Source organism: Kitasatospora sp. NPDC056273 (genome assembly GCF_042268845.1).
Taxonomy (GTDB): Bacteria; Actinomycetota; Actinomycetes; order Streptomycetales; family Streptomycetaceae; genus Kitasatospora.
Genome location: NZ_JBHJSJ010000012.1, coordinates 38903 through 61788 on the forward strand (window position 1 = coordinate 38903; position 22886 = coordinate 61788).

The window sequence follows — 22886 nt, forward strand, 5'->3', positions numbered from 1 at the left end:
CCCAGAGACGAAAGCGAGACCTCAGTGACCGTGATCTGGATCAACGGCCCCTTCGGCGGCGGCAAGACCACGTGCTCCACCACCCTGCAGCAGGAACTGCCCGGCGCCGTCCTCTTCGACGCCGAGGAGGTCGGCTTCCTCCTGCGCCAGGTCTTCCCCGGCAAGTACAAGGACTTCCAGGACAACCCGGCCTGGCGCCCCCTCGTCGCCCAGTTCGCCATCCATTGCCACCGGGAGAACGCCAGCCACCCGGTGATCATCCCGATGACCCTGCTGCGCCAGGAATACGCCGCCGAGATCCACGGTGCCATCCGGGCTGCCGGCATCCCGCTCCACCACCTCCTGCTCCACGCCGACCCGGACACCGTCAGCGCCCGCATCGACGCCAGCGTCGAGTTCCCCGACAACGAGGCGCGCAGCGAGAAGGTCCGGGTCTTCCGCCGGGGCAAGCTGCCGGTCTACACCGAGGCGTACGACGGCTGGCTCGCCGCCGACGCCGAGGTCATCGACACCACCCACCTCACCCCCCGCCAGGTCGCCGACCAGGCGTTGAAGACCATCGGCGCCCTGTGACCACCACCGTCTCCGAGGCGATAGCGCGCCTCACCGGGCCAGCCGAGGTCGTCGCCGACCTCAGCTGGCCCGGCACCACCGCAACCGTCCGCATCCTGCGCCGCCCCGGAGGCCAGCACCTCGTCCTCAAGACGAACAGCCACCCGGACTGCTTCACCCGCGAGCTGCACGCGCTGCGCACCTGGACTCCCGCTCTCGAAACCGCGGCACCCCAACTGGTCGACGCCGACGAGGACGCCCGAGTGCTGCTCATGACCGCGCTACCCGGTATCCGTCTCGACCTCGCCACCCTCACCACCGCCCAGGAACAGGACGCCTACCGGCAGACCGGCCAACTCCTGCGCCGCCTGCACGAAGCCGGCCCGCCGCAGACGATCACGGACTTCGGCCGCCAGCGCGCCGCCTACCTGCGCGCCCAGCTCACCGGCCCGACCCACCCCCTCACAACCGCCGAACTCGACTTCGCCCTGGCCGCCATCGACCAGTTGGAGACCCTGCCCCCACAGAAGTCCCAGCCCTCCCACCTGGACCTCACCGCCCGCAACCTCCTCGCCGACACCGACGAGCGCGGCCGAGTGCGGATCGCCGTGATCGACTTCGAGACCAGCCGCTACGAGGCCGCCGGCCGGGACTTCCTCCGAATCACCCAGCGCACCCTCCGTACTCGGTCCGACCTCTCCGTCGCCTTCTACAACGGGTACGGCCGACAGCCCTCGGAGGACGAACAACGCCTCATCCGGTGGTGCGGGATCGGGGACGCCGCCGCCATCGCCATCACAGCTGCCGCCGCCGGCCACGATGACTTCGCCCACGAGGGCCATGCGGCGCTCCGCGCCTCCATGGCCGCTGCATAGCCAGATAAGCGGTGCAGCCCGCACGAGTTCGAGCTCTACTACGACCTCTGAATCGGCTTCTATGGGCCACCTGGCCAGGAGGCCGTTTTAGGGGTTCTGACCCGCGAAAACGCCTCTCGCAAGCTCCCACCGCTACTCGCCCGTCCTCGCCCTCATGTGAAATGAGTGTGAAATGGCGACGCAAATAACTGACGAGGCGTCAGTCGAGCCGGACGACGCCGGGGTCTGCCACTCTCCTCACGGAGGGCGGCAGGCCATGGTTGCGTCATCCCCCTACCCAGGGCGCCACCCGCAGCCGCCAGTCGCCCGGATCGACACACCCTTGTCAGTGCAACCCGCCATGATGCGCACGGGCTCGTTTGCAAAGGGTAATCGGGCGACTACCGTGCAAGGAAACAGTTGATGGCCGACTCCTCTGCCATGACTCCCGATTTCGTGGAGCAAGTGCTGGCCGCGCAAGCCATCGTCAGGCGGGACTGGGCAGGGGTCCGCTGTGCAGCAGCAGCCAACTGCGATGGGCGCGTCGCAGCAGGGACACATTCCTGCCGTCAGTGCATGACAGTCGAGGAGCAGGAAGGCGCGGCCTCACTACGCCGGTGGGCGAAGCCGGTTGTCGATCGATGGCTGCCGCACATCTGGCCGGCATGCTGGTTCTGGCCACTCCCCGACACGGGAGGAGCGCACTGGGCGTCCGAGACCACTTCTCTGTTCAATTGGCAGCAGGGTCGCTGCGCGATCTGTTGGTGGCAGGAAACGCGCCCCGAGGCCCGCCGCTGCCGAGAATCGGGGTTGGTTCAGGACCATGATCACACCACCGGCATGCTGCGTGGCTATCTTTGCATCTGGTGCAATTCATCCGAAGGTCACCACACTACGGACGGCCGGTTTCTGAACTACCGGCGCCGCCCACCTGCCGAATTGCTCGGAATCCGCTTCCGGTACGGCCGCAAGATGCGGCCAGTTAAAGAATCACCGGGTCAGCTTTCCTTTGGCGATGCGTTCTAGCCCTCCGCGGCTACCGCCTCAGCCCGCAGCCGCCCTGAAAGCCGTACTCGTTGGCAACCGCCTGCTTTTTATAGGACAGCACTGGCGACGGTGCACTGGGTGGCATGTCGACCACCCACCTCATCCCCCATTCGAGTGAACAAGTCCAACAGGCGCCAGAAGTGCCGACTGCGATGCCCTAAGGTTTGGAACCAGCCTGGCCCGTGCGAGGGGCCAGATCCGGGTGCCTTATCCGACCTGCCGGCACCGACGGAGAACCTTCTTCGCATGTATGTCCGCACGCCATTGCCAAGGACAAACTCATCACGCACTTGCGTCAGTTCGCGCCGGGTCGGGGCACCTCACTTCTCCAGAGTGGAAGCGATCATGATGCACCAGCAAGCAGCAGCCGCGCGTGCCGACTTCACCCAGGAGCCACTCGAAGTGGTCCGACTCCGCATCGGCCAGTTCGACAGCTTCGCTCGGCTCATTCCGCAGGCCGATGGAACACAGGCACTCCTCGAAGCACTCTTTCTCTCCGCGGTCACCCGCAGCAGCACAGCCGAGGTTGATCTCGGCCCGGCTCCGTTCGGCGTCATCGATGTGAGCCCGCAGCCGAATCGGCTGGACGTCCATCTCGCCGGGCCCAAGGCGTTCCGGCCGGTACTCGATCTGCTCCCGACCCGGGCCAGCGACAAGACGATCCACGGAATCGCTGGCCTCCTGGCCCGACCCGTCCGTACCTCTGTGCACGTGGCCTTCGACCACAGGCAGGCCAGCGGGGAGTTGCGGTTGTGGACCGAGGGTGCCGACCTTACTGAACTCCTGGCTGAGCACGCGGCTGCCACCACAGCGCGAGGGCATCGGGTGCTGTGGAGCACCAGCTCGCCGCTGCCTAAACCGAAGCTCCTGCACGGGCGCAGGGCCGTTCGACCGCTGAGCCGACAGAAGCCCAGCCCCGTCACACCGCCGGTCAGGACCTCACAGTTCCTGGCCAGCGCCCTGTTGCGTCGTCCCGGGATCTGGACGCGCCTGGAGGGCCACCTGGACTTGAGGGTCTCCAGCTCGGAAGTCGAGCACGGCGTCGACTGGCTGCTCGACCGCGTCGTCACCCCGAGTACGGCGGTCCACGACGATCGCATTGCCTGCCTCCTGGGCGACGCAATCGCAGGGCCCGACCTCATCTGGGATCGGGCGACCCACACCTGCGGACCCGATGAGTGCCGTATGCGGTTCGTCCCCCGGAAGGCTGGCCACGGGTGGAACGGCGTGCTGACCGTACGAACTGTTCGGGCCGTCTCAGACCACCTTCCAGCACGCCGCCCCAGGCCGTTCACAGTCCTCGCGGAATCCCTTGTGGAGAACAAGGTCTTGCCGCTCCGACCCGCACGCAATGGCGCGCTGCCGTCCTCGGACAGACACGACCCGAACCCCGGACTCGTCGTGCAGCTTGAGTCGGTGGGCTACTCCCTGAGCAAGACGTCATGCTGGAAGATCGCCTTGCACTTGGGCGCTGGCTGGGCCCAGCACGGTTGGCGAGTGCTCGTCGTTCACGACGTCAGCGAGGCATCCGCGCAGCCAGCGGCGTATCCCCCTCCAACGTGGCCCGAACGGCCTCGTCCGAAGGCCCCGACAGAGGATGCGCCCTGGCAGCGTCTTCGCCTCACCAGCGGCCCGGGAGAGCTTCACGTCCACGTGGGAAGCCATAGCTGGGAAGCGCTGGAGAAGCTCATCCCGCGGGCCCGATCCGACTTCGACTGGATCATCCTGGCGGACAGCATCTCGAACAGTTACAGGTACATGGGCCCCACGATGCTGGACGGCATCACCGATCGCTTCGTGGTCGCGGTAGAAGACCCGGGCTACGCAACCACGATCGCCGTCGCGAGTGCCGGTGGCCGACAGACCACGAACTTGGATCGCCACGTCGATCTGACACCGGCCGAGTCGGCGACCGTATGGCGGGAGCGGAACCTCCGGATGCTGGCGAGCGACATCCCGGTAGCCGGCCTGATTCTCGTCCCGGAGGGCAAGCACCCACAGCCCCCAGTGGAGTTCCGGGACGCCGCCGACGCCCGACTTGCCGACTTCGGCACGCCCGTCCTTACCCGTCTCACCAGCGAACTGATCTTCGAGGAGCGCACCGTCCTGGACAACGTCAGTCCTCTCGCGCGCGAAGACCTCCTGGCCACCAGTGCGCACCTCGCCCACCTGCTCGCGATGCACGCGGTCGGGCGGTCGGTCCCTTCTCTGGAGGCTCGTGCCTGACTCGGAGCCACGGGCCCGGAGGCAACCATCCGGGCCCACCAGCATCTTTGCAGTCTTGTAGGCTCGGCAGGTGACGACCAGCGTGCGGGCCCGCCTGTGGAAGTTCAGCGTCCAACCCGATCCGGACGGCATCTCGGACATCGTCGCCGTCGAGGTCGGCCAAGGACATCTACCAGTGGCCCTCTCACGACTGATCCACATCAACGCCCTAGCGTGTGACCTGCGGAAGATCGTCGATCCGCGTGTACGGGATCACGAGGTTGCCCTCCTACTTAGCTACATCACCGCAGGCGCACCCGGCACGCTCCTCACCGCGAAGCATCAGACGCTGCTGGCCAGCTCGGGGCACATCAGCAGGTTCGTCGCGGAAGCCACCGGCCTTGGAGTGATGACCGCCGCCAGCGAGTGCCTGTTCGCTTGGTCGCCGGCCGACGGCTTGCACAGCTTCGATGTCCTACCTGGTCAGTTGGTGAAGCAGTACGGCGGCGGAGGAGTTCGCCCAGACCTGCTCTTCCACGTGGCGGGGGGACCGCTTGCGGGCGAGGCCCGGGGACGCAGGCGCCGGGCCAAGCAGCTGTTCCCCGGGACGGCAACAGCCGGTCAGCGAGGCCGGCTTCTCCAGCTCGCCGCGTGGTCGACCGCGCACTCGGGCCACGCATACTTCATGAGCTGGGTGTGGATCGGTCCCGCTGGTGTGGGGGTCGACATTTTCCTGCCCGCCAGTGACAGCGTCGACAGTGCCTTGGACTTGACCTGGATCGACGAGCCAGGACATGCAGTCTGGGAGATCCGGGCAGAGCGCCGCAGAGCATCCGCGCGGGCGGAAGCTCCAGCCGAGGAACCCTGGGTAGAGGACCTGGACGGGGACGAACCTCGGTCCCGAGCCGAGATTCGCCCAGTTCACTCCGACAAAGTCCTGTTCGGAAAGAAGGTGCTCAGCCCGGAGGACCTGATGGATGCGGCGCTGGCCCGCCGGTTCGAGATGACGGGCGACGTGGAAGGCGAGATTGGCGGTGTCCTGATGCGTGGACGATGGGTTTCGGCCGACCGCCTGGGCCCTGCCACACACGAAGTCCTCCTTGGAGTCCTTGCCGACCGTCTGCCTGACCGGGTAACAAGGCGCGGCCACGCCGCGCGGCACGCGCAGTCGCTGGACACCCATCTGGACGGACGGATGCTGACAGTGGTCCGTCGTATCGACGAAGACCGGCCGTCCTGGGACCGCATCACCGCAGACCTCCTCGAACCCTCCTAGCTAGCGGAGGCGCGGTCCCTGCGGGTCCTGCTGGGTCTGCTGCGGGCGCGATTGGACCGGCTGCCGCTGCTCGGCCGGGCGCTGGGCCGGAGCCTGGGCCTGGCGCTGGTCGACGGGCTCGACGCGGCGGTTCGGTACGGGCCGGGTGGCCCGGGGGGCGGGCTGTCCGCCGCGCTGCTGGAGCTGGTCGCGGTGGGCCTGGCGGCCGGCTCGGCGGCGATCAGGCACAGCAGGCCGCCGGTTCGACGGAGCTGAGCTGATGTGGTCGAGGATGATGCGAGCCCGACGTACCACGGAATCACGGCGCTCCCAAACCGTCCTTGGTGCAGCACATTTGGACCTCCTCGGTCGCACGCATGGCGACCGGTCCTCGCCGAGGAGAGTCCGTGACCTCACAGTTCATGACCGTCAAGCAGACCGCAGAGCTTCTGAACATGTCCGTTCAGTGGGTCTATCGCGAGGCGCCCAGGGCCGGTCTCGCCCCGTACCGGTTCGGGAGTGGGCGTAATGCGAAGCTGCAGTTCAAGGTCACCGAGGTCAATGCCTGGGTGAAGCAGCAGCGGATGTCCAGCGGCTGACGTCGGGCGGAGTGAAGCGTGGGGCCCTGTTCGACGGCGAACAGGGCCCCACGCGCGTCAGGCCGCGAGGCCGAGGTCGAGGACCTGGGCGGCGTGGCCGATCGAGCCGGGCATGAGGTGGCGGTAGATCTTGAAGGTGACGTCGATGCTCTTGTGCCCCATCCACTCGGCCACGTCGGTGATCGGGATGTTGTGGCTGAGGCAGTTCGAGGCGAAGAAGTGCCGCAGGCCGTAGAGCGTCATGCCATCGGGGATGTCGACGTCGCCAGTCCGCTTGATCCGGTCCCACTGGTTCTGCAGGTAGTAGGACGGGTACGGCTTCGCGATGTCCAGCGGGTGACGGAGCAGGTAGCCGTCGATGGTGCCGTAGGTGTCCGCGTACGAGAGCATGCTGAGCCGGGTCCGGGCCGGCAGCGGGACGTCCCGGTAGTCGCCCGCCTTGCGGTGCTTGAGCGGCGCGTAGTCCTTGGTCGTCTGGTTGACCTGCTCGGTGACGCGATAGACGTCGTCGGCGACGATGTTGTTGACGTTGACGGCGAGAGCCTCGCCGTTGCGCAGCCCGCAGCCGCTCATGAGCTCGGCGACGAGGTTGAAGGTCTCGTCCCCGGCTTCGCGTATCCCGCGCAGCTGGAGCGGGGCCGGGATGACGGCGCGCTTCGGGTCGTACTGGGGCGGGGTGACGCCGTCGAGCGGGTTCTCCGGGTAGAGGCCGAGGCGGTGGGCGTCGAGCAGGATCGACTTGAGCTTGTCGAAGGCGTTGGACTGGGTGGCCAGGCCGACGCCGTTGCGCTCCATGGTCTGGATGAAGGCGTCGACGACCTTGTGGTCGAAGGTGGCCATCCGGCGGCTGTGGAAGGCGGGGTAGAGGTGGTGTTCCAGCAGGGAGTCGAGGTGCCGTAGTGACGCCGGGGCGAGCGAGCGCTGGCCGGCCTTCCACTCTTCGGTGTAGGCGCCGAAGTTCATCGCGCCGTACTTGCGGTTGCGGTCGGCCTTGCTCTGGCCCCAGGGATTCTCGCGCTTCGCCCGGTAGATCTCGGTGAGCCGGTCGATCGCCTTGTCCTGGGTGGCGAAGCCGGACTCCTCGGTCTGCCGCCCGGAGGCGTTGCGGAACCGGATCACGTAGGTGTGCGGGCACTTCGACCACCGCGACTGCGGGTGCTCACAGGTCTTGAAGAAGGTGCCCATGCCGTGGGCCAGAGTCCTGGTTGCCATCGTGTGCGGTCTCCGTCGCGTCCAATGCTGACTGTTTGCTGAGCGCAGATGGTCCGCCACACCCCTGACCTGGGAAGAAACGCAAATCACGTGGTATGTGGTGGAACTTCATCGGGCGGTCCCACGAGGACATCGTCCATGCCCGCGACGAGTGGCAGGCCGCCACCGACCGCTTCGGCGCCGTCCAGGGCTACCCCGGCGACCGCCTCCCCGCCCCCGAACTCCCCGGCCTCCCCCTCAAGCCCCGCGGAAACGCCCGCTGACCCGCGCGTTACGCGATCGGGGGTGCGGCGCCCGGGTCCACCGCACCCCGAGCCGGGCCACAGGGCCATGGAGCCGATGCCGGCGGACATGATCTCGACGACCGCGGGTACTGCCCCGGTGGCATACGGGAACGCGGCCGAACGGCTCCAGGCCTGCAGGTGGGCGAACGCGGAGCGCCACACGGAACTCATGCCCCGATTCTGCGGGAGAGGACGGTGATCGTCGTCAACTGACGGGTTGATAACGGTGGTTGGCGTCATACCACGGGTTGACGCCCGGGATCGCATCCCGGTTTGACGATCCCGGCCTCCCGGATCCCGAGACTGGTGTGCACATCCCGACCAAGGAGGCTGGGCCGGTTGAGCGCACCACGTCTGCTGACGCACCGCACCGTTTCCACCACCGCGTCCGAGCCCGGTGCCTGGTGGGCACACCGGCTGCCGCCCGTCGTCGCCTGGACGCTGTGCGCGCTCTTCGCCGGAGGACTGGGCCTGGCATCGACCCTCGGCCCTCACCGGGTGTGGGGCGCGACCGCGGCCGGGGGGTACCTGGCGGCCGCACTGCTCAGCGGACTCGGGCAGGGGGTGTGGCGGCGCCGGGCGGTCCGGGTGGCCGCGGCCGGGTCGGTCCTGGTCCCGCTGGTCCTGCTGGTCCTGCGCGGCCAGGGGCAACTGGAGCTCGACGTCGTCCAGCGCTCGGGTGAGCGACTGCTGTCGACGGGCGTTCCGTACCTCGAGCGGCCCGCCGCCCTCGCGGACTACAACCCCTACCTTCCCGGCATGGCGGTCTTCGGCCTGCCACACGCGCTGCTGGGCGACGTGGTCGCCGGCGACGCGCGCTGGTGGTTCACGCTGTCCTTCCTCGCGGTGATCGCCGTCTCGGCCCGCATCACCGCGGGGCGTCGCGGAAGCGTGGGGCTGGCGGCACTCGCCGCTTTCCCCGCCGTCGCCCTCCCACTGGCCGTCGGAGGGGTGGACCTGCCGGTGAGCGCGCTGATGTGCCTGGCGCTGGCGCTGGCCGGGACCGGGCGGCCGGGCGGCACCGGACTGGCGCTGGGCGCGGCGGCCTCATTGAAGTGGACGGCCTGGCCGCTCGTTCCGGTCGCGCTCGTCCTGCTCGCGACGGTCCGGGGACGGAGCGCGGCGCTGCGGGCCCTCGCCGTCACCGTCGCCGTCGCCGGGACCGTGGTGATCCCGTCCGTACTGGCGACCCCGAATGCCCTCCTGGAGCACACGGTGCTGTTCCCCACCGGCGCCGGCGTCACCGCCTCCCCCGCGGACAGCCCGCTGCCCGGTCATCTCCTGGCAGCCCATGTGCCCGGGGGCCGCGCGCTCGCCCTCGCCCTCCTCGCGCTGGCCGCGGCCGCGGTGGGCACCTCGCTCCTGACCCACCCGCCCCGGACCGTCGTCGCCGCCTCCGACCGGCTGGCCCTCGGACTGGCCCTCGCCATCTGTCTGGCCCCGGCCACCCGCTTCGGCTACCTCGTGGTGCCGTTCGTCCTGGTCGGCTGGGTCCGGCTCCGCCCGGATTCCCTCGATCCAGGAGACCGCATGCGCACCGTCGCCGTCCCCCGGCAACACCCCACCGGCCGTCACGCCCCCCGACGCCGACTGCGCTGGACCCACGCCCTGCTCCGGCGACTGGGCCGCCGGGCCTGAACCGTGCCGCGCACACTCGTGGTCACCAACGACTTCCCGCCCCGACAGGGAGGGATCGAGACCTTCGTCCACGCGATGACGGAACGCTTCGCCCCGGACGGCGTCGTCGTCTACACGTCCTCCACCCCGGGCGCCGCCGCCTTCGACAACGCCCTCCCCGTGGAGGGGCTCGGCATCGTGTTCCTGGAAGCGGCGGCGGCCGGCCTGCCGGTGCTGGTCGGCGACTCCGGCGGCGCCCCGGACGCCGTGCTCGACGGGGAGACGGGACGAGTCGTGGGCGGCACTCCACCCTGTCGACCACCGCGAATGACGACAGGCGCGGGGCGAGGGGTCAGGGCGTGGCGGTGAGGGTGGGCCAGAGGGTGGCGGCGGTGACGGACCGGGCCAGGGCGGGCGCCCAGGTGGTTTCGTTGCCGTCCTCGTCACGCCAGGACCACAGGCGGGTGGTGGCGAGGTGGAGCGGGTTGAGCCGGGTGATGCCGATCGCGCCGTGGAGTTGGTGGGCGATGCGGGCGATCTCGGCGGCCGAGGCGGATGCCTGGGTCTTGGCGGCGGCGACGGCGAAGTGGGCGGCCACCCCGCCGGTGTCCAGGGGGGTGGCGGCGGCTTGGACGGCGGCGCGTACCAGGGCGGCCTCCTCGATGAGCCGCGCCTCCTCCTGCTTGACCGCCTGGAAGCGGCTGAGCGGACGGCCGAACTGGGTGCGGGCGGTGGTGTGGGCGACCGTCAGTTCCACGCAGCGTTCGGCGGCTCCGGCGATCAGGGCGGCCCGGGCCAGGGCTGCGCGGAGCCGGGCCTCGTCGAGCAGTTCCGGGGAGATCCGGCGGACCTGCGAGGCGGGGATCTCGAGAGCGGGGAGGTGCAGGTCGTCGCGGGGTTCCTCGGCGAGGTTGCCGCCGGGGGTGAGGACGGCCCGGTCGGGGGCGAGGGTGAACAGGACGGGTCCGGAGGGGGCGGCGGCCAGGACGGTGACGGCGGTGGCGGTGCGGGCCCAGGGGACGCGACGCAGGGTGCCGGTGACCAGCAGGGTGTCGTCGTCGCCCAGGCAGCCGGCCGAGCCGACGGGGGAGGCGGCCGGACGGGCGTAGCGGATCGTCAGCTCGGGCGCGATGGCGTAGCTGAGCGGGCCGTCGGGGACGGGGAGACCGACCCGGCGCAGCAGCGGGCGGGCGACCAGGGCGGTCTCGGCGAGAGGGGCGGGGACGGCGCGGCGTCCTGCCTCCTGGGCGGCGGCGAGGAGTTCGGCGGTCGGGGCGTCCGGGGCGGGGAGGGCCACGGCGTCCGGGGCGGTCGTGTTGGTGACGGCGGCGATGGAGTCCGCGTCGGCGTGGAAGGCGGTGGTGTCGTAGGCGTCGGCGGAGATGACGGGGGTGCTGGTGTCGATCGTGTGGGTGTTCATCAGTGCTGCTCCAGACCGCGAGTGATGATGCCGCGAAGGATCTCGTTGGTGCCGCCGCGCAGCGTGTAGCCGGGGCTGTGCAGCAGGGCGAAGGCGAGCAGTTCCGGGTGGCTGCCGGGGGTGGCGTGCGGGTCGGCGGTGGTCGGCAGGACGCTGCGGACGGTGTCGACCAGGGTGCCCTCCAGGCGGGTGCCGAGGTCCTTGACCAGGGCGGCCTGGGTGTCGGGCGAGGCTTCGGTGTCCAGGGCGGCGGCCACACCGAGGGACAGTCGGCGGATGCCGTGCAGACGCGCCGCCAGAACGCCGACCTGGGTGAGCTGTTCGGCTGTCGCGGGGCGCCGCTCCAGTTCGCGGAGCAGGGAGACCAGCAGGGGGAAGGTGGACAGGTAGCGTTCGGGGCCGCTGCGTTCGAAGGCGAGTTCGCCGGTGACCTGCTTCCAGCCGTCGCCCCGCTGCCCGAGCAGCATGCCGTCGGGGACGTCGACGCCTTCGAGGTGGAGGGCGTTGAAGCGGTGCTCGCCGCTCATCAGCCGGATCGGCTCGACCCGCACGCCCGGGGCGCGCAGGTCGACGATGAACTGGCTGAGGCCGGCGTGCCTGTCCTCGGCCTCATCGGTGCGGGCGAGGACGATGGCGTAGTCGTTGACGTGGGCGCCGCCGGTCCACATCTTGGTACCGGTCAACCGCCAGCCGTCGGCTGTCCGTTCGGCACGGGTGGCGACCGAGGCGAGATCGGAGCCGCTGCTCTTCTCACTCATGCCGATGGAGAAGAAGCACTGCCCGGCGGCGATCCGGGGCAGGAAGAAGCGGCGCTGCTCCTCGGTGCCGTGCTGGAGGACGGACGGGCCGGCCTGCCGGTCGGAGACCCAGTGGGCGCTGACCGGGGCGCCGGCGGCGAGCAGTTCCTCGATCACCACGTAGCGCTCCAGGAAGCCGCGGCCGGCGCCGCCGTACTCGACGGGCAGGGCCATGCCGACCCAGCCGCGCTCCGCGAGGCGGCGGCTGAAGTCGGGGTCCCAGCCGGCCAGCCAGGAGTCGGGGCGGCCGAGTACGGTGCCGCAGGCGCGCTCCTCGTCGAGAAAGGCGCGGACCTCGGTACGGAGCCGGCGGGCCGATTCGGGCAGGACGACGTCGGGGAATGCCATCGGTGACGGCGTTGAAGGCGACATGGTTCATTCGCTCCTGGGCTGGTGAACGAGCGGTTGGCTTCTTCTCGGTACGGGAGTTCGGTCAGCCTGCGGGGTGCAGCAGGGAAGGGTCGAAGCCGGCTTCGCGGAGGACCTCCTCGGTGTGCTGGCCGATGGCCGGGCAGGGCCGCAGCTCCGGCTCCGGGTAGGCCGAGTAGCGGACCGGGAGGCCGATGACCCGGTAGCGGCCCTCGGTGGGGTGGTCGGCCTCGCGCAGCAGGCCGCCCTCGCGGGCGTAGGCGGTGGTGGCGGCGGAGGCCAGGTCGAGCACGGGGGCGGCCGCGATGCCCGCCCGGTCGCAGAACTCCTGCCACTGGGCACTGGTGTGGTGTCCTGTCAGTCCGGCGAGCAAGGGATAGAACGCGTCGGCGTTGCGGGCCCGGTCGGGGCCGGTGGCGAAGCGCGGGTCGGCGGCCAGTTCGGGGCGGCCCACGAAGGCGGTGAAGTCCCGCCAGTTGCGGTCGCTCTGCGGCAGGATGCACATCCAGCCGTCGGCGGTGCGCAGGGCGCGGCGCCGGGGGCTGAGCGAGCGCGGCGAGCCGAACGCCCCGTCGGTCTCCAGGGCGGCCGCGCCCAGGTGCTCGACCAGGTTGAAGGCGAGCATGGTGTCGACCATCGGGACCTCGATGTGCTGTCCGGTGCCGCCGTGCTCCCGGTGGTGCAGCGCGGCCAGGACCGACTGGGCGATCTGCATGCCGCAGATCTTGTCGGCCAGCACGGTGGGAACGTAGTGGGGTTGGCCGGAGACCTGGTGGTTGAGCCAGACCAGGCCGCTGGCCGCCTGGATGATGTCGTCGTACGCGGCGTGGGTGCCGTAGCGGCTGTCGCTGCGGAAGCCCTGGGCGTTGGCGTAGATCAGGCCGGGGTTGACGGCCGCGACGTCGTGGTAGCCGAGGCGGAGCTTCGCCAGGGCCTGCGGGCGCAGGTTGGTGATGAGGACGTCGGCGGTGCGCAGCAGGGCGAGCAGGGCGTCGCGGCCGTGCGGGGCCTTGAGGTCGATGGCGGCGCTGCGCTTGTTGCGGTTCAGGTTGAGTGCCGCGCCGCCCATGCCGGGGTGGCGCTGGGGCGGGTAGTGGCGCGTCATGTCACCGCTGGGCGGCTCGACCTTGATCACGTCGGCGCCCAGGTCTCCCAGTTGCTGGGCGGCGTACGGAGCCATGATCACGCTGGCCAGTTCGATGACGCGGACTCCGGCGAGGAGTCCCCGGCCGGACGGGCCGCTCGGCTGCTCGGACATCGTGCTGTGCCTCCTGGGGTGTCGGGTGGGGTGGGTGAACGGTGGTGCGGTACGGGCGGCCGCGGACACGTGCTGCCGACGAGGCGGATGCGAAGGGACTCGCTGCATCGGTCCGCACGGGGCGGCGGTTTCGGTTGCCAGAGCTGGTCGCGTAGAAGTGGCTTAGCGCCACTGGAGCGCAGCGGACCCGAGCGGGGTCCGCCGGCCGGGCTGGGGGACCGTGCGCCCGCTGTACGCGAACGGTGTCGCCGGTTCGGTGAGCGGGCCGAAGTCCGTCTCCGTGGTCGACAGCGCGGCGAGCGGTGCGCGCCCGGGCCGGGGCAGGCCGAGTACGTCCTCCCGCGCGAGCAGACCGAGTTCCCGCACCCAGTGGCACACCCCGGCCAGGGTCACGCGGATCCGCCACGAGCCGCCCTCCGCCGCACGCCGGCGCAGGACCGTTGCGACGGCGGCGGCCCCGAGGTAGGCGGCGAGGTAGTCGTTGAGCAGGTACGTCGGCGGCAGCGACGGCCGGTCGGTCCACTCCTCGACGGCGAATCCGGTGGCCGAGCAGGCGAGTTGGTCGAACCCGCCGCGCTCGCCCCACGGACCGTCGGCGCCCCAGGCGTGGTATTCGAGGGTGATGAGTCCGGGGCGGCGCCGGACGAGTTCCTCGGTCGACGCCCCGTGCCGGGCGAGTCCCCGGTAGGCGTGAACGAAGACGTCCGCGTCCTGGAGCGCGTCATGGAAGGCCGCACGGTCGTGGTCGTCGCGCAGGTCGCAGTAGGCGTTGCGCTTGCCGCCGCCGGTCATCGCGATCATCGGGATCGGGTCGGGGCGGTCGGGACGCGACAGGTGCAGCACGTCGGCGCCGAACTGGGCGAGCAGCCGCGCCGCGACGGGACCCGCGATGACATGGGTGAGATCGAGCACCCGTACGCCCGCGAGCGCCTCGTCCGCCGCACCGATCGGCTCCAGCGGCCGGACCGGTCCGTCGCCGACACGTTCGATCTCGACGACCGGGCGCTGCGCGACGTACCGCCCCGCGGGGTGCGCGAGCCACTCGTCCCGGCTGCGCACCGCGCAGGCGACGCCGCCCCGCGCGCAGACGGCCTCCTCCAGCGTGAAGGCGTCCCAGCCGGCCACGGCCTGCGCGATCCCCACCTTGTCGAGCCCGCACCTCAGCACGGAGTGGACCGCGTCCCGCAGATGCGGATAGGTGGTGATGATGAAGATCCACCGGCCGTCGCGCGCCCGGTAGAAGTCGCTGTTGCCGAGCAGGGTCGGGTCGTCGAGGAGGGAGAGGAGCGGGCGTCCCGAGAGCGTCGTGTGGTACGTCGCCATGAGCTGGTCGATCGCGGCCCCGGCCTGCACCTCGACCCTCTGGTGCGGGTGGCCGCGCTGTTCGCCGACCGCCGCCGTCTGTCGCCCGAAGACACCGATCGCGGCGGACATGGCATCGGCGAGGCGGTGCACCGAGGGCACCAGGGGATCCGCCCCTACGGCGGTGACGTCCTCGGCCCCCCGGGCCGGATCGGGGTCGCCGAGCGTGTGCAGCAGCCGGAGGACGATCTCGGCGGTGGACGGCGGAGGCGTCGGCCCGGCCGTGGTCAGCGGGTTCGAAGTCATGCCGGGATGCTCGTTCCCGACACGGCACGAGCGCCCGCGTTCACGGATATCCGTGAACCGGTGCGGACGTCACGTCCTCCCCTCCTGGATGTGCGCGAGGAGCCGGGCCGCCGCCCGGTCCAGACTCAGCCGCTCCGAGCGGCCACGACGCCGGTGCGTCAGGACGAGGGCGCCCGTGACGACGGGGCCGTCGGTGACGGGGATCGCGAGCGCGCTGACCTCGGGATCGGCCAGACCCTCGCTGCGGCTGATCCGCGACGCCCGGATCCCCGGAAGAGCGCGACGGAACTCGGCGACCGCCTCGGGGTCGTGGCGGGCGAGCTCGTCGAGCAGCCCGCGGCGCTCCGCCTCGTCGGTGAGGGCCAGCAGCAGACGGCCCGCGGCGGTGCGCAGGAGCGGCCGGGCCATGTGCTCGTCGGCCAGCGGCAGGAGGCGGGGGATCTCGTCCTCGCCGCCGCGCGCCAGGTGCACGGCGTCGAGCCCGACCCGCACCGTGAGCAGCACCGGGGTACCCGCGACGCGGCTCAGTTCGTTGAGCTCGTCCTGGCCGATCCGCGGGACGACCCGGCCGGCGATGAGGTTGAGGACGTGCGGGGCGGGCCCGAGCCGGAAGCGCCGGCGCTGTTCCAGCAGGAACCCCGTCGCGACGAGCCCGTTGACCAGGTCCTGCACCGAACTCGCCGGCGCCCCGGCCGCCCGCGCCAACTCGGCCACGGTCACCCCGCCCGGAGCCCGCGCGGCGGCCTCCAGGATCCACACGACCCGGTCCACCGTGCGGTGCGGCCGCCGTCGGCCGTGCTCGCTCATCCCGCCCGCCCTGTCCCTGTCGTACGTCGCCGGCCGATCACGCCGGCACGGCCCGCCGGTTCTCCCCCGCCACCCGACGGGCAGGCCGGCCACGGCCCGCTGCCGACGTCACCGGCCCGGTGCGTGCACCTGCACGCACCGGGCCCTGATCCACGCCGTCATGCCGAGGATCGTGCGGACGGACGGGGCCGCGCCAGGCGCTACCGTGCCGCGAAGGCCCCGACCTTGAAGTCGGCGCCGCAGACGCTGAAGACGCCGCCCGGCGAGCCGTTCGCCTTCATGACGTTCACCGTGGTGCCCGCGTCCTTGGGCAGCGCGACCTTGACGTGGGACGCCTGCACCGCGCACGTGTAACGGGCCGACGCGGTGCCCTCGCCGTTCACGTCGTTGTACAGCACGTCCGCCACCACCGCGGCGCCCGCCGGGATGTCGACCGCTGCCGAGCCGGCCGTGGAGTTGTCCCCCGAGACCGGGCTCGCCTTGCCCTGGTCGTCGGCGGCGACCACGGTCGTCGGGCCGACGATGGTGCAGGGGGCACCCGAGCTGTTGGTGATCTTGAGGGTCGCGGCGGCGGGCTGCGCGTCACTGGCGTGGCCCGAGGACTGGAGGAACGCCACCGAGGTGTTCTTGGTCGTGCAGGCCGCGGTGACGCCGCCCCCGCCGGTGCCGGAGGACGTCTTGCCTCCACCGCTCGTGCTCGTCTTGCCCCCGGACGGCGCCGAGGCCGCAGCCGATGCCGAGGCCGCAGCCGGCGCCGACGCCGAGGTGGAACCCGACGGGGCGGCTGCTGACGCGCTGGTGCCGGCGGCGCCACTGTCCTGCGTGCCGCTGACGTCGTTGCAGGCGGTCAGGGACAGGGCGAGCGTGGCGACGGCGCCGACGGCGAGCAGGGTGGGACGGGTGGTGGTGCGCATGGCTGGTTCCCCCGATTCTCGTTCGTGGGTCGCGATCCTGTACGAGGTCGCTTCCCCTTGCAGGAACGAGGGTGTTGCGGCGCGCTGGCAGATCACTAACGAGCGCGGCGGCGGTCCTAACGCCTGGCTAACGCGCCCGGATCCTGGCGTGTGCCGCCGCGTGCCGGCGCCGCAGTTCGGGCAGTGCGTCCTGGTCGGCGATGTGCAGCAGGGCATCGAGCGCGGTGACGGCGCCCGCGTCGTAGCCGGTCCGCTCGGCCTCGAGCGCGGCCTGCGTTAGGCAGCGCCGCCCGGCCACGGTGTCGCCGAGCCCGGCCAGCGCCTCGCCCTGCCAGGTGCGCAGGAGCACCCGCCGGGCGACCGCCTCGTGCTCCGGGCCGAGGCCGAGCGCCACCTCGGCCGCCTCGTACGCCTGCCGGTGGCGGCCCGCGCCGAGGTGGATGCGGGCCAGGTGCTGGAGCGCGAGCATCCGGGTGTGCGCGTCGTCGGCCTCGGTGGCGAGCGCGAGGGCTCGGGTACAGGCCGTTTCGGCGGCGCCGGGTTCGTCGTCGGGGAGGGCCGCGGCGAGGTTGACCAGGGCGGTGGCCTCGCCGAGTACGTCGCCTGCGCAGGCCGCGAGTTCGGGTGCGACGCGCAGGTGCCGGACGGCCTCGGCGGTGCGGCCCTCCTCGGCGAGCACCCAGCCGAGCAGGGTCAGGACGCGGGCCTCCGCATAGGGGTCGGCGCAGGCGCGGGCGTCGGCGAGGGCGGCCTCCAGGGTGGGCGCCCAGTCGGCGAGGACCCGCCAGACCACGAGCGGCCACTGGGTCACCGCGATCCGCCAGGCCCGCTCGGGCCGGTCCTCGGCGCGGGCCGCGGCGGCGATCAGGGCGAGGTCGTCGCGTTCGGCGGCGAACCAGTCGAGCGCCTCCTCACGGCTGGTGAAGTCCCGTACTCCGGGCGGCTGTTGAAAGTCATCGGGCTGCACGAAGGCGGGCTCTCCGCCGGGTTCCGCGGCCTCGGACGCGGACAGCGCGGTCGCCACGCAGTGGTCGTACAGGCGCAGCCGGGCCGCGGCGCGGGCGGCCGGGTCGCGGCTCTGGCCACGCGCGTAGAGCCGGACCAGGTCGTGCAGGACGTAGCGGCCGGGGGCGGTCTCGGTGAGCAGGTGCGCGGCGACCAGGCGGTCGAGGGCGCGGGCCGCGTCCGGCGGGGTCGTGCCGGCGAGCGTGGCGGCGCTGAACCGGTCGACGTGCGTGCCCGGGTGATGGCCGAGCGCGGTGAACAGCTGCGCCACGTCGGCGGGGAGGTGGGCGGTGGTGAGCCGCAGCGCGGAGGCGACGCCGATGTCCTCGGCGGCGAGCAGCTCGAGCCGCTGGCGCTCGTCGGCGAGCCGGTCGGCGAAGGAGGCGAGGCCGAGGGCGGGGAGTTCCACGAGCCGAGCGGCGGCGACCCGCAGCGCGAGCGGCAGCCCGCCGCACAACTCGGCTGTACGCCGGGCCGCTTGGGGATCGGCGGCGGTGCGGTGCTCGCCGAGGAGACGGGTGAGCAGGGCCACGCTGTCGTCGGTGGCGAGGACGTCGAGGGCGAGGACGCGGGCGGCGTCGGAGGCGACGAGACCGGCGAGGCGGGCACGGCTGGTGACGACGGTGACGCAGCCGGGTCCCGTGGGCAGCAGCGGGCGCACCTGGGCGGAGGTACGGGCGTTGTCGAGGACGACGAGCAGGCGCAGTTCGGCGGTGAGCGAGCGGAACAGGGCACCGGCGGCGTCCGCCGACTCGGGCATCCGGCGCGGTGGAACGCCGAGAGCGACGAGGAACTCCCGCAGCAGCTCGGCCGGTTCGGGGTCCGAGGTGTCGCTGAACCCGCGCAGATCGGCGTAGAGCGTCCCGTCGGGGAAGTCGGAGTGCCGGTCGGCCGCCCAGCGCACGGCCAGCGCGGTCTTGCCGACCCCGGCGGGCCCGGTGACCACGACGACCGGCCCGTCAGGTCCGGCCGCGGCCGCGGTCAGCGCGGCGCTCTCGACGGTGCGGCCGTGGAATCCGCGCGGGGTACGAGGCAGCAGGTTGGGCCGGAACTGCACTGACTCCAGGACGGGTTGGGGCGCCTCGGCCCGGACCGCGGGGGCGCTTTCGGGGCCGAGAGCGACGGTGAAGGCGGCGGTCAGCTCGGCGCCCGGGCGGGCGCCGAGCTGGTCGGCCAGGACCTGGCGGGCGTGGTGGTAGGCGTCCAGGGCCTCCGAGGAACGCCCCGCATGGTGCAGCGCCTCGACCAGTCGGGCGGCCAGCGGCTCGCGCAGCGGATGGGCCCCGGTCTCCGGCCGCAACAGCTGGACAGCGCGCTCGTGTTCGCCGCCCGCGACGTACGTGTCGGCGAGCAGCTCGACCGCGGCGAGCCGCGCCTCGTCCAAGGTGTGCGCGGCGGAGCGCAGCAACGGCGACGGGTAGGCGCCGGCCAGCGCGGGGCCCTGCCACAGGGCGAGCGCCTCGGTGAGCAGCGCGGCCCGGTCACCGGGGTCGGTGGCACGGCGGGCGAGCGCCACCAGGCCGTCGAAGCGGTGGGCGTCGAGCAGCGTCTCCGGCAGTTCCAGGTGGTACGCGGAGCCGCGCGTGCTCAGCTCGACGCCGTACGCCGATGCGTCGACACCCGCCAACAGTGCCCGCAGGCGCGAGACATGGCCCTGGATCACGGTGCGCGCGTGCAAGGGGGGTTCGTCGTCCCACAGCGCCTCGGTGAGCGTGTCGACCGAGACCGCGACATTGGCCCGCAGCAACAGCATCGCGAGCAGGCTGCGCCGCTTGGCGGGCCCGAGCGGCAACGGCCCGTCGCTCCCGCTGACCGACACGGGGCCGAGGACCTGGAACTCCATGGACGGAACCCTATCGTCCGATGGCTACTGGGAATCGGGAGGTCGAACTTCACGGATACCGCACCGCTCCGTCACCGACCACGTACTCCCACTCGACTGCTCTGCGCCCCGGCCCGCACTCGCCGGACACCGACTGCTGCGCGAGCTGCGCCGCCGACACCCCCTGAACGGGGCGGCAGCGCCAGGTGGCACACCGCCGGGGCCTGACGGGGCAGGACTGCTGACCGCGCTGTACGGACGCCGGGCGCCGCGCCTGCTGCTGCCGGACTTCGCCACCCGGGCCGCGCTGCTCGGCGGGCGCGGGGCCCGGAAGAGCGTCGCCCGCACCGGCGGCGACTACGGCCCGTACGAGGGGGCCGGCCGCACGGTAGGTGGTACCGGGCGGCGGGTGGCGGAGGAACGGCCTCGCCCCGCCCACCGCGTGCCCCCGAGTCCCCGGGCGGTCCTGTGGAAGCCGACCGTGCTGGTCCTGGTGCTCACCGTCGGGCAGTCCTCGCCCGGCACGCCTCGCAGGCGTGGACGCCGGTGTCGCCGTAGCGGCGGATCGGTGTCCCGCAGCCGGCGCACGGGCCGATCTGCCAGGGCTCGCAGCCGTGGGCGAGGGCGGCTTCGCGGCGCTGGGTCTCGGTGGCGTCGAGCCGGCGGTCCTGCCGGGGCACCGTGAACAGCCGTTCGGGGACCTCGTCGAAGGTGTGCAGGCCGGTGCCCGCGGAGTTCCCGCGCCGGGGCCGGGGGTCGTTGAAGGTGAAGGTCTCCTCGCCGTAGCGGCAGGTCGCGTCGAGTTCCTGGCGGGTGTAGGTGATGCCGGCGTCCCCGGCCCCGGGTTCGGCCGGGGAGTCCTCGTCCTCGTCGGGGCCGAGCATGTCGTGCCAGCGGTCCCGATCGACCGCGGGCACCCACATCCGGGAGACGGAGCGCGGGTCGCGCTGGTCGGGGATACGCATCGGCACGAACTCGCCGTCCGCGCTGGCGACGACGAGCTGGTCGACCTCGGTGGGCGCCTTCGCGGGCAGGCACAGCGCGGGCAGGAACCACTCGGCGTGGAAGCGCCCGCAGGAGCTGCCGTTGACCGGGCAGGGCCGCACACTGCTCGGCAGGCACTTCCACTGCTGCAGGTGCCGCACCCCGGCGCGCACCACCATGGCGAGCGGGGAGGCGATCTCCTTCCAGCTGAAGTCGTCGACCCGGGCCCAGGGTGCCCGCTCGACGACGGCGGAGCGGTCGGTGTCGGTCACCCACAGCGGGACGATCCCGTGCTCGGCGGCCGCGCGGGAGCGGCGGCGGACGGTGTCGGCGGTGATCGGCGAGTACTGGGCCTCCCATCCGATCCGCCGGCCGTCGTCGCCGGTGACGAGGACGTCGGTGCGGATCCGGCCGTCGGTCGCGCGGGCTTCGATCTCGGCCCGGTGGCCGTGGCGTTCGGCGGCCCGGGCGATCCGCTCCTTCATCGCCTGGTGCTTCGCGCTCTCCTCCGGGGTGGGGGTGTGGCGCACCGGCAGGTGGGCGGCCACCCAGACGGTGCGGCCGCCGACCGTCCGGCGGCGGATCGTCATCCACGGGGACCGGCCGTCCTCCTCGGCCTGGCAGGCGCCGTCACCGTGGTGCTCCAGGCACTCCAGGAGCTCGCGCTCGCGCCGGTCGATCGGGGTGGTGACCTCCTCCAGCAGGCCGGGCCGACCCGGATGGCCGAGGTCGGGCATGGTCAGGTTGATCTCGATGCCGTACGCGGTGTGGAAAACGCCGTTCGCCATATCCGGAGAATAGAAACAGGAAGCGGCAATTTAAACACCGGTGCGAATGTTTAGAATCGGCGAATAAAAGCCTCGAATACCATCAGCCCCACGGTCAACAGGGTCCGGCATTCTGTTTGAATTCCACCCGTGCCCGCCGGTCCGACCAGCGGACCTGCGGGCATCCGCGGGTACCGCGAAGGGCCTGGGAGAGGACCTGGGCGCACCCGCCCGGAACGCGGCGATCACCGTCCCGGCCCACGTCGGCGACCACCAGGCCGAAGACGTCCTCGCCCGGGTCGCCACCGGCATCGGCATCACGGAGAAGCTCGCCCGGCCCTAGCGGGCCAGCGCGGCGGAATCAGCGGCGCGAGGCCGCACAACGGTCGCCTCCGGGCGGTACGGATCGGGCCTCAAGGCGTTTGCCAGAGGCGACGAGCGCAGGACGTGCCGGTAGCCGGCAGCACCGCCGCCCCGCAGGGACTCCAGATAGAACACCTTCAGGATCACGGCGAGCTCCGCCTCGGTGACGTCCACGCTGCGCCGGCTGGAGCCCTCTACGGTCCGCGCCCTGGCGATCGCCGCGCCCAGCAGGTCGGCGTCGACCCCGGGGAGGAGGCCGGCCTTCGCGTCCTCGCGGACGGCGTGGAGAAGGGGCATGTCGAAGGCACGCACGCTGATCGTGGTGTCCGGCACGCAGTCGTCCACCGGTACGACGGGCTGCTCGGCTGGACGGTCCCGCAGGGCCCGGTAGCGCAGCGGGTCCTGCCCCAGGCCGGTTACGCGAACTGCCCACGCGGGGCGGGCTTCGCCGACGGCGAGACCGTCGAGCAGTTCGGGACTCGCGAACTCGCACACCTTCGCTCCGACGAGCCGGCGCACGGTCCCGTGCTCCGCGATCCGGCGTTGTAGAGGCAGCTCCCCGGTCAGCCAGCCCGAACTCTCGGCAGCGACGGCCTCCAGCAGCACCCACTCATCGTGACTCAGAGCCACAAAACCCTCCCTCAACGTGACTGTGCCGCCGATCCTGCCACGCCGCCCCCGACGGCGCCCCGGCCTTCACAAATCCCGGGGGAACACGGCCGGCACCGTCCGACCCCTAACCCCTCATGCCACCGTCGCCCGGACCGGGTGCAGCGCGATGCCCAGGCATCGGTCTGGACAGGCCGCTCCCGGACGACGGGCAGGCCGTGGGGGCGGCGCCGATCCAGCGGGACTCTCACACCACCACCACTCCCCCGCCGCTACCGCGGGCGACGCCCACCGCGGCCATGTACCCGCGCAGTCAGCCGTCGTACGGGGTGGGGTCGGCGCTGGCCGCGAGCCGGCCGAGCACCGGGCGGCCGGCGGACTTGTACGCGGCGAGCCTCGCAAGGCGATGCCTGGCTCGGTCGGCAAGTCCTCTTCCAGGCAAAGGAGTTGAACACTGGCGGCGACCGCCGCGACGTCGGCTACCGCCGTCGCCGGCGCCCGCTCCGGCCACGGTGCAGTGTGCGGGTGCGAGAGGACT

At 71.8% G+C, this 22886-nt stretch carries 19 protein-coding genes and 1 pseudogene; 10 read left to right on the forward strand and 10 right to left on the reverse strand.

The features are described from left to right. Positions 1-24: 24 nt before the first annotated feature. The 7 genes from ACFCY1_RS13385 to ACFCY1_RS13415 all read left to right on the forward strand — a co-directional run bounded on the left by ACFCY1_RS13385 (position 25) and on the right by ACFCY1_RS13415 (position 6512). Positions 25-573: an AAA family ATPase gene (locus ACFCY1_RS13385; protein ID WP_375874606.1), complete on the forward strand. Its 549-nt coding sequence runs from the start codon at positions 25-27 to the stop codon at positions 571-573. Continuing rightward, complete coding sequence (locus tag ACFCY1_RS13390; RefSeq protein ID WP_375874607.1) at positions 570-1427, forward strand: aminoglycoside phosphotransferase family protein; 858 nt, start codon at positions 570-572, stop codon at positions 1425-1427. The genes ACFCY1_RS13385 and ACFCY1_RS13390 overlap by 4 nt, the downstream gene beginning before the upstream one ends. 402 nt (positions 1428-1829) lie before the next feature. Next, complete coding sequence (locus tag ACFCY1_RS13395) at positions 1830-2432, forward strand: endonuclease domain-containing protein (RefSeq protein ID WP_375874608.1); 603 nt, start codon at positions 1830-1832, stop codon at positions 2430-2432. Between the two features lie 366 nt (positions 2433-2798). Continuing rightward, positions 2799-4679 (forward strand): hypothetical protein, encoded by a 1881-nt coding sequence (locus ACFCY1_RS13400; protein WP_375874609.1) that lies wholly within the window; start codon positions 2799-2801, stop codon positions 4677-4679. A 70-nt stretch (positions 4680-4749) separates the two neighbouring features. Continuing rightward, positions 4750-5934, forward strand: a complete 1185-nt coding sequence (locus ACFCY1_RS13405) for a hypothetical protein (RefSeq protein WP_375874610.1) — start codon at positions 4750-4752, stop codon at positions 5932-5934. Between the two features lie 51 nt (positions 5935-5985). Then, positions 5986-6189: a hypothetical protein gene (locus tag ACFCY1_RS13410; RefSeq protein WP_375874611.1), complete on the forward strand. Its 204-nt coding sequence runs from the start codon at positions 5986-5988 to the stop codon at positions 6187-6189. Between the two features lie 131 nt (positions 6190-6320). Beyond that, entirely contained in the window at positions 6321-6512 is a 192-nt protein-coding gene (locus ACFCY1_RS13415; protein ID WP_375874612.1) for a helix-turn-helix domain-containing protein, read from the forward strand. Between the two features lie 57 nt (positions 6513-6569). On the opposite strand, the gene ACFCY1_RS13420 is transcribed toward ACFCY1_RS13415, so the two are convergent. Then, a complete protein-coding gene (locus tag ACFCY1_RS13420; protein ID WP_375874613.1) occupies positions 6570-7724 on the reverse strand; it encodes a tyrosine-type recombinase/integrase in 1155 nt (384 codons plus the stop codon). Between the two features lie 95 nt (positions 7725-7819). On the opposite strand from ACFCY1_RS13420, the pseudogene ACFCY1_RS13425 reads away from it, so the two are divergent. The 3 genes and pseudogenes from ACFCY1_RS13425 to ACFCY1_RS13435 form a co-directional block, all read left to right on the forward strand. Continuing rightward, positions 7820-7987: pseudogene (locus tag ACFCY1_RS13425) on the forward strand (pirin family protein); the annotation flags it as partial. Between the two features lie 360 nt (positions 7988-8347). Beyond that, positions 8348-9646: a glycosyltransferase 87 family protein gene (locus ACFCY1_RS13430; protein ID WP_375874614.1), complete on the forward strand. Its 1299-nt coding sequence runs from the start codon at positions 8348-8350 to the stop codon at positions 9644-9646. A gap of 75 nt (positions 9647-9721) precedes the next feature. Continuing rightward, positions 9722-9994 (forward strand): glycosyltransferase, encoded by a 273-nt coding sequence (locus tag ACFCY1_RS13435; protein WP_375874698.1) that lies wholly within the window; start codon positions 9722-9724, stop codon positions 9992-9994. Here the strand turns inward: ACFCY1_RS13435 and ACFCY1_RS13440 are convergent. The 9 genes from ACFCY1_RS13440 to ACFCY1_RS13480 form a co-directional block, all read right to left on the reverse strand. Beyond that, entirely contained in the window at positions 9978-11045 is a 1068-nt protein-coding gene (locus ACFCY1_RS13440; protein WP_375874615.1) for an acyl-CoA dehydrogenase family protein, read from the reverse strand. The two genes, ACFCY1_RS13435 and ACFCY1_RS13440, sit on opposite strands and share 17 nt — an antisense overlap. Next, complete coding sequence (locus tag ACFCY1_RS13445; RefSeq protein ID WP_375874616.1) at positions 11045-12190, reverse strand: acyl-CoA dehydrogenase family protein; 1146 nt, start codon at positions 12188-12190, stop codon at positions 11045-11047. The genes ACFCY1_RS13440 and ACFCY1_RS13445 overlap by 1 nt, the downstream gene beginning before the upstream one ends. A gap of 85 nt (positions 12191-12275) precedes the next feature. Then, positions 12276-13469, reverse strand: a complete 1194-nt coding sequence (locus ACFCY1_RS13450) for a CaiB/BaiF CoA transferase family protein (protein ID WP_375874617.1) — start codon at positions 13467-13469, stop codon at positions 12276-12278. Between the two features lie 162 nt (positions 13470-13631). Beyond that, on the reverse strand, positions 13632-15077 hold the full coding sequence (locus ACFCY1_RS13455) for a CoA transferase (RefSeq protein ID WP_375874618.1): 1446 nt from the start codon (positions 15075-15077) through the stop codon (positions 13632-13634). Positions 15078-15146: 69 nt separating this feature from the next. After that, positions 15147-15884 (reverse strand): helix-turn-helix domain-containing protein, encoded by a 738-nt coding sequence (locus ACFCY1_RS13460; RefSeq protein WP_053112011.1) that lies wholly within the window; start codon positions 15882-15884, stop codon positions 15147-15149. A gap of 200 nt (positions 15885-16084) precedes the next feature. Then, entirely contained in the window at positions 16085-16798 is a 714-nt protein-coding gene (locus tag ACFCY1_RS13465; protein WP_375874619.1) for a DUF4232 domain-containing protein, read from the reverse strand. A 127-nt stretch (positions 16799-16925) separates the two neighbouring features. Continuing rightward, the gene (locus tag ACFCY1_RS13470) at positions 16926-19646 is read right to left on the reverse strand and encodes a BTAD domain-containing putative transcriptional regulator (protein ID WP_375874620.1); all 2721 of its coding nucleotides are present in this window, start codon (positions 19644-19646) and stop codon (positions 16926-16928) included. A 476-nt stretch (positions 19647-20122) separates the two neighbouring features. Next, the gene (locus ACFCY1_RS13475) at positions 20123-21397 is read right to left on the reverse strand and encodes a hypothetical protein (RefSeq protein WP_375874621.1); all 1275 of its coding nucleotides are present in this window, start codon (positions 21395-21397) and stop codon (positions 20123-20125) included. 318 nt (positions 21398-21715) lie between these two features. Continuing rightward, entirely contained in the window at positions 21716-22345 is a 630-nt protein-coding gene (locus ACFCY1_RS13480) for a hypothetical protein (protein WP_375874622.1), read from the reverse strand. Between the last annotated feature and the right edge of the window lie 541 nt (positions 22346-22886).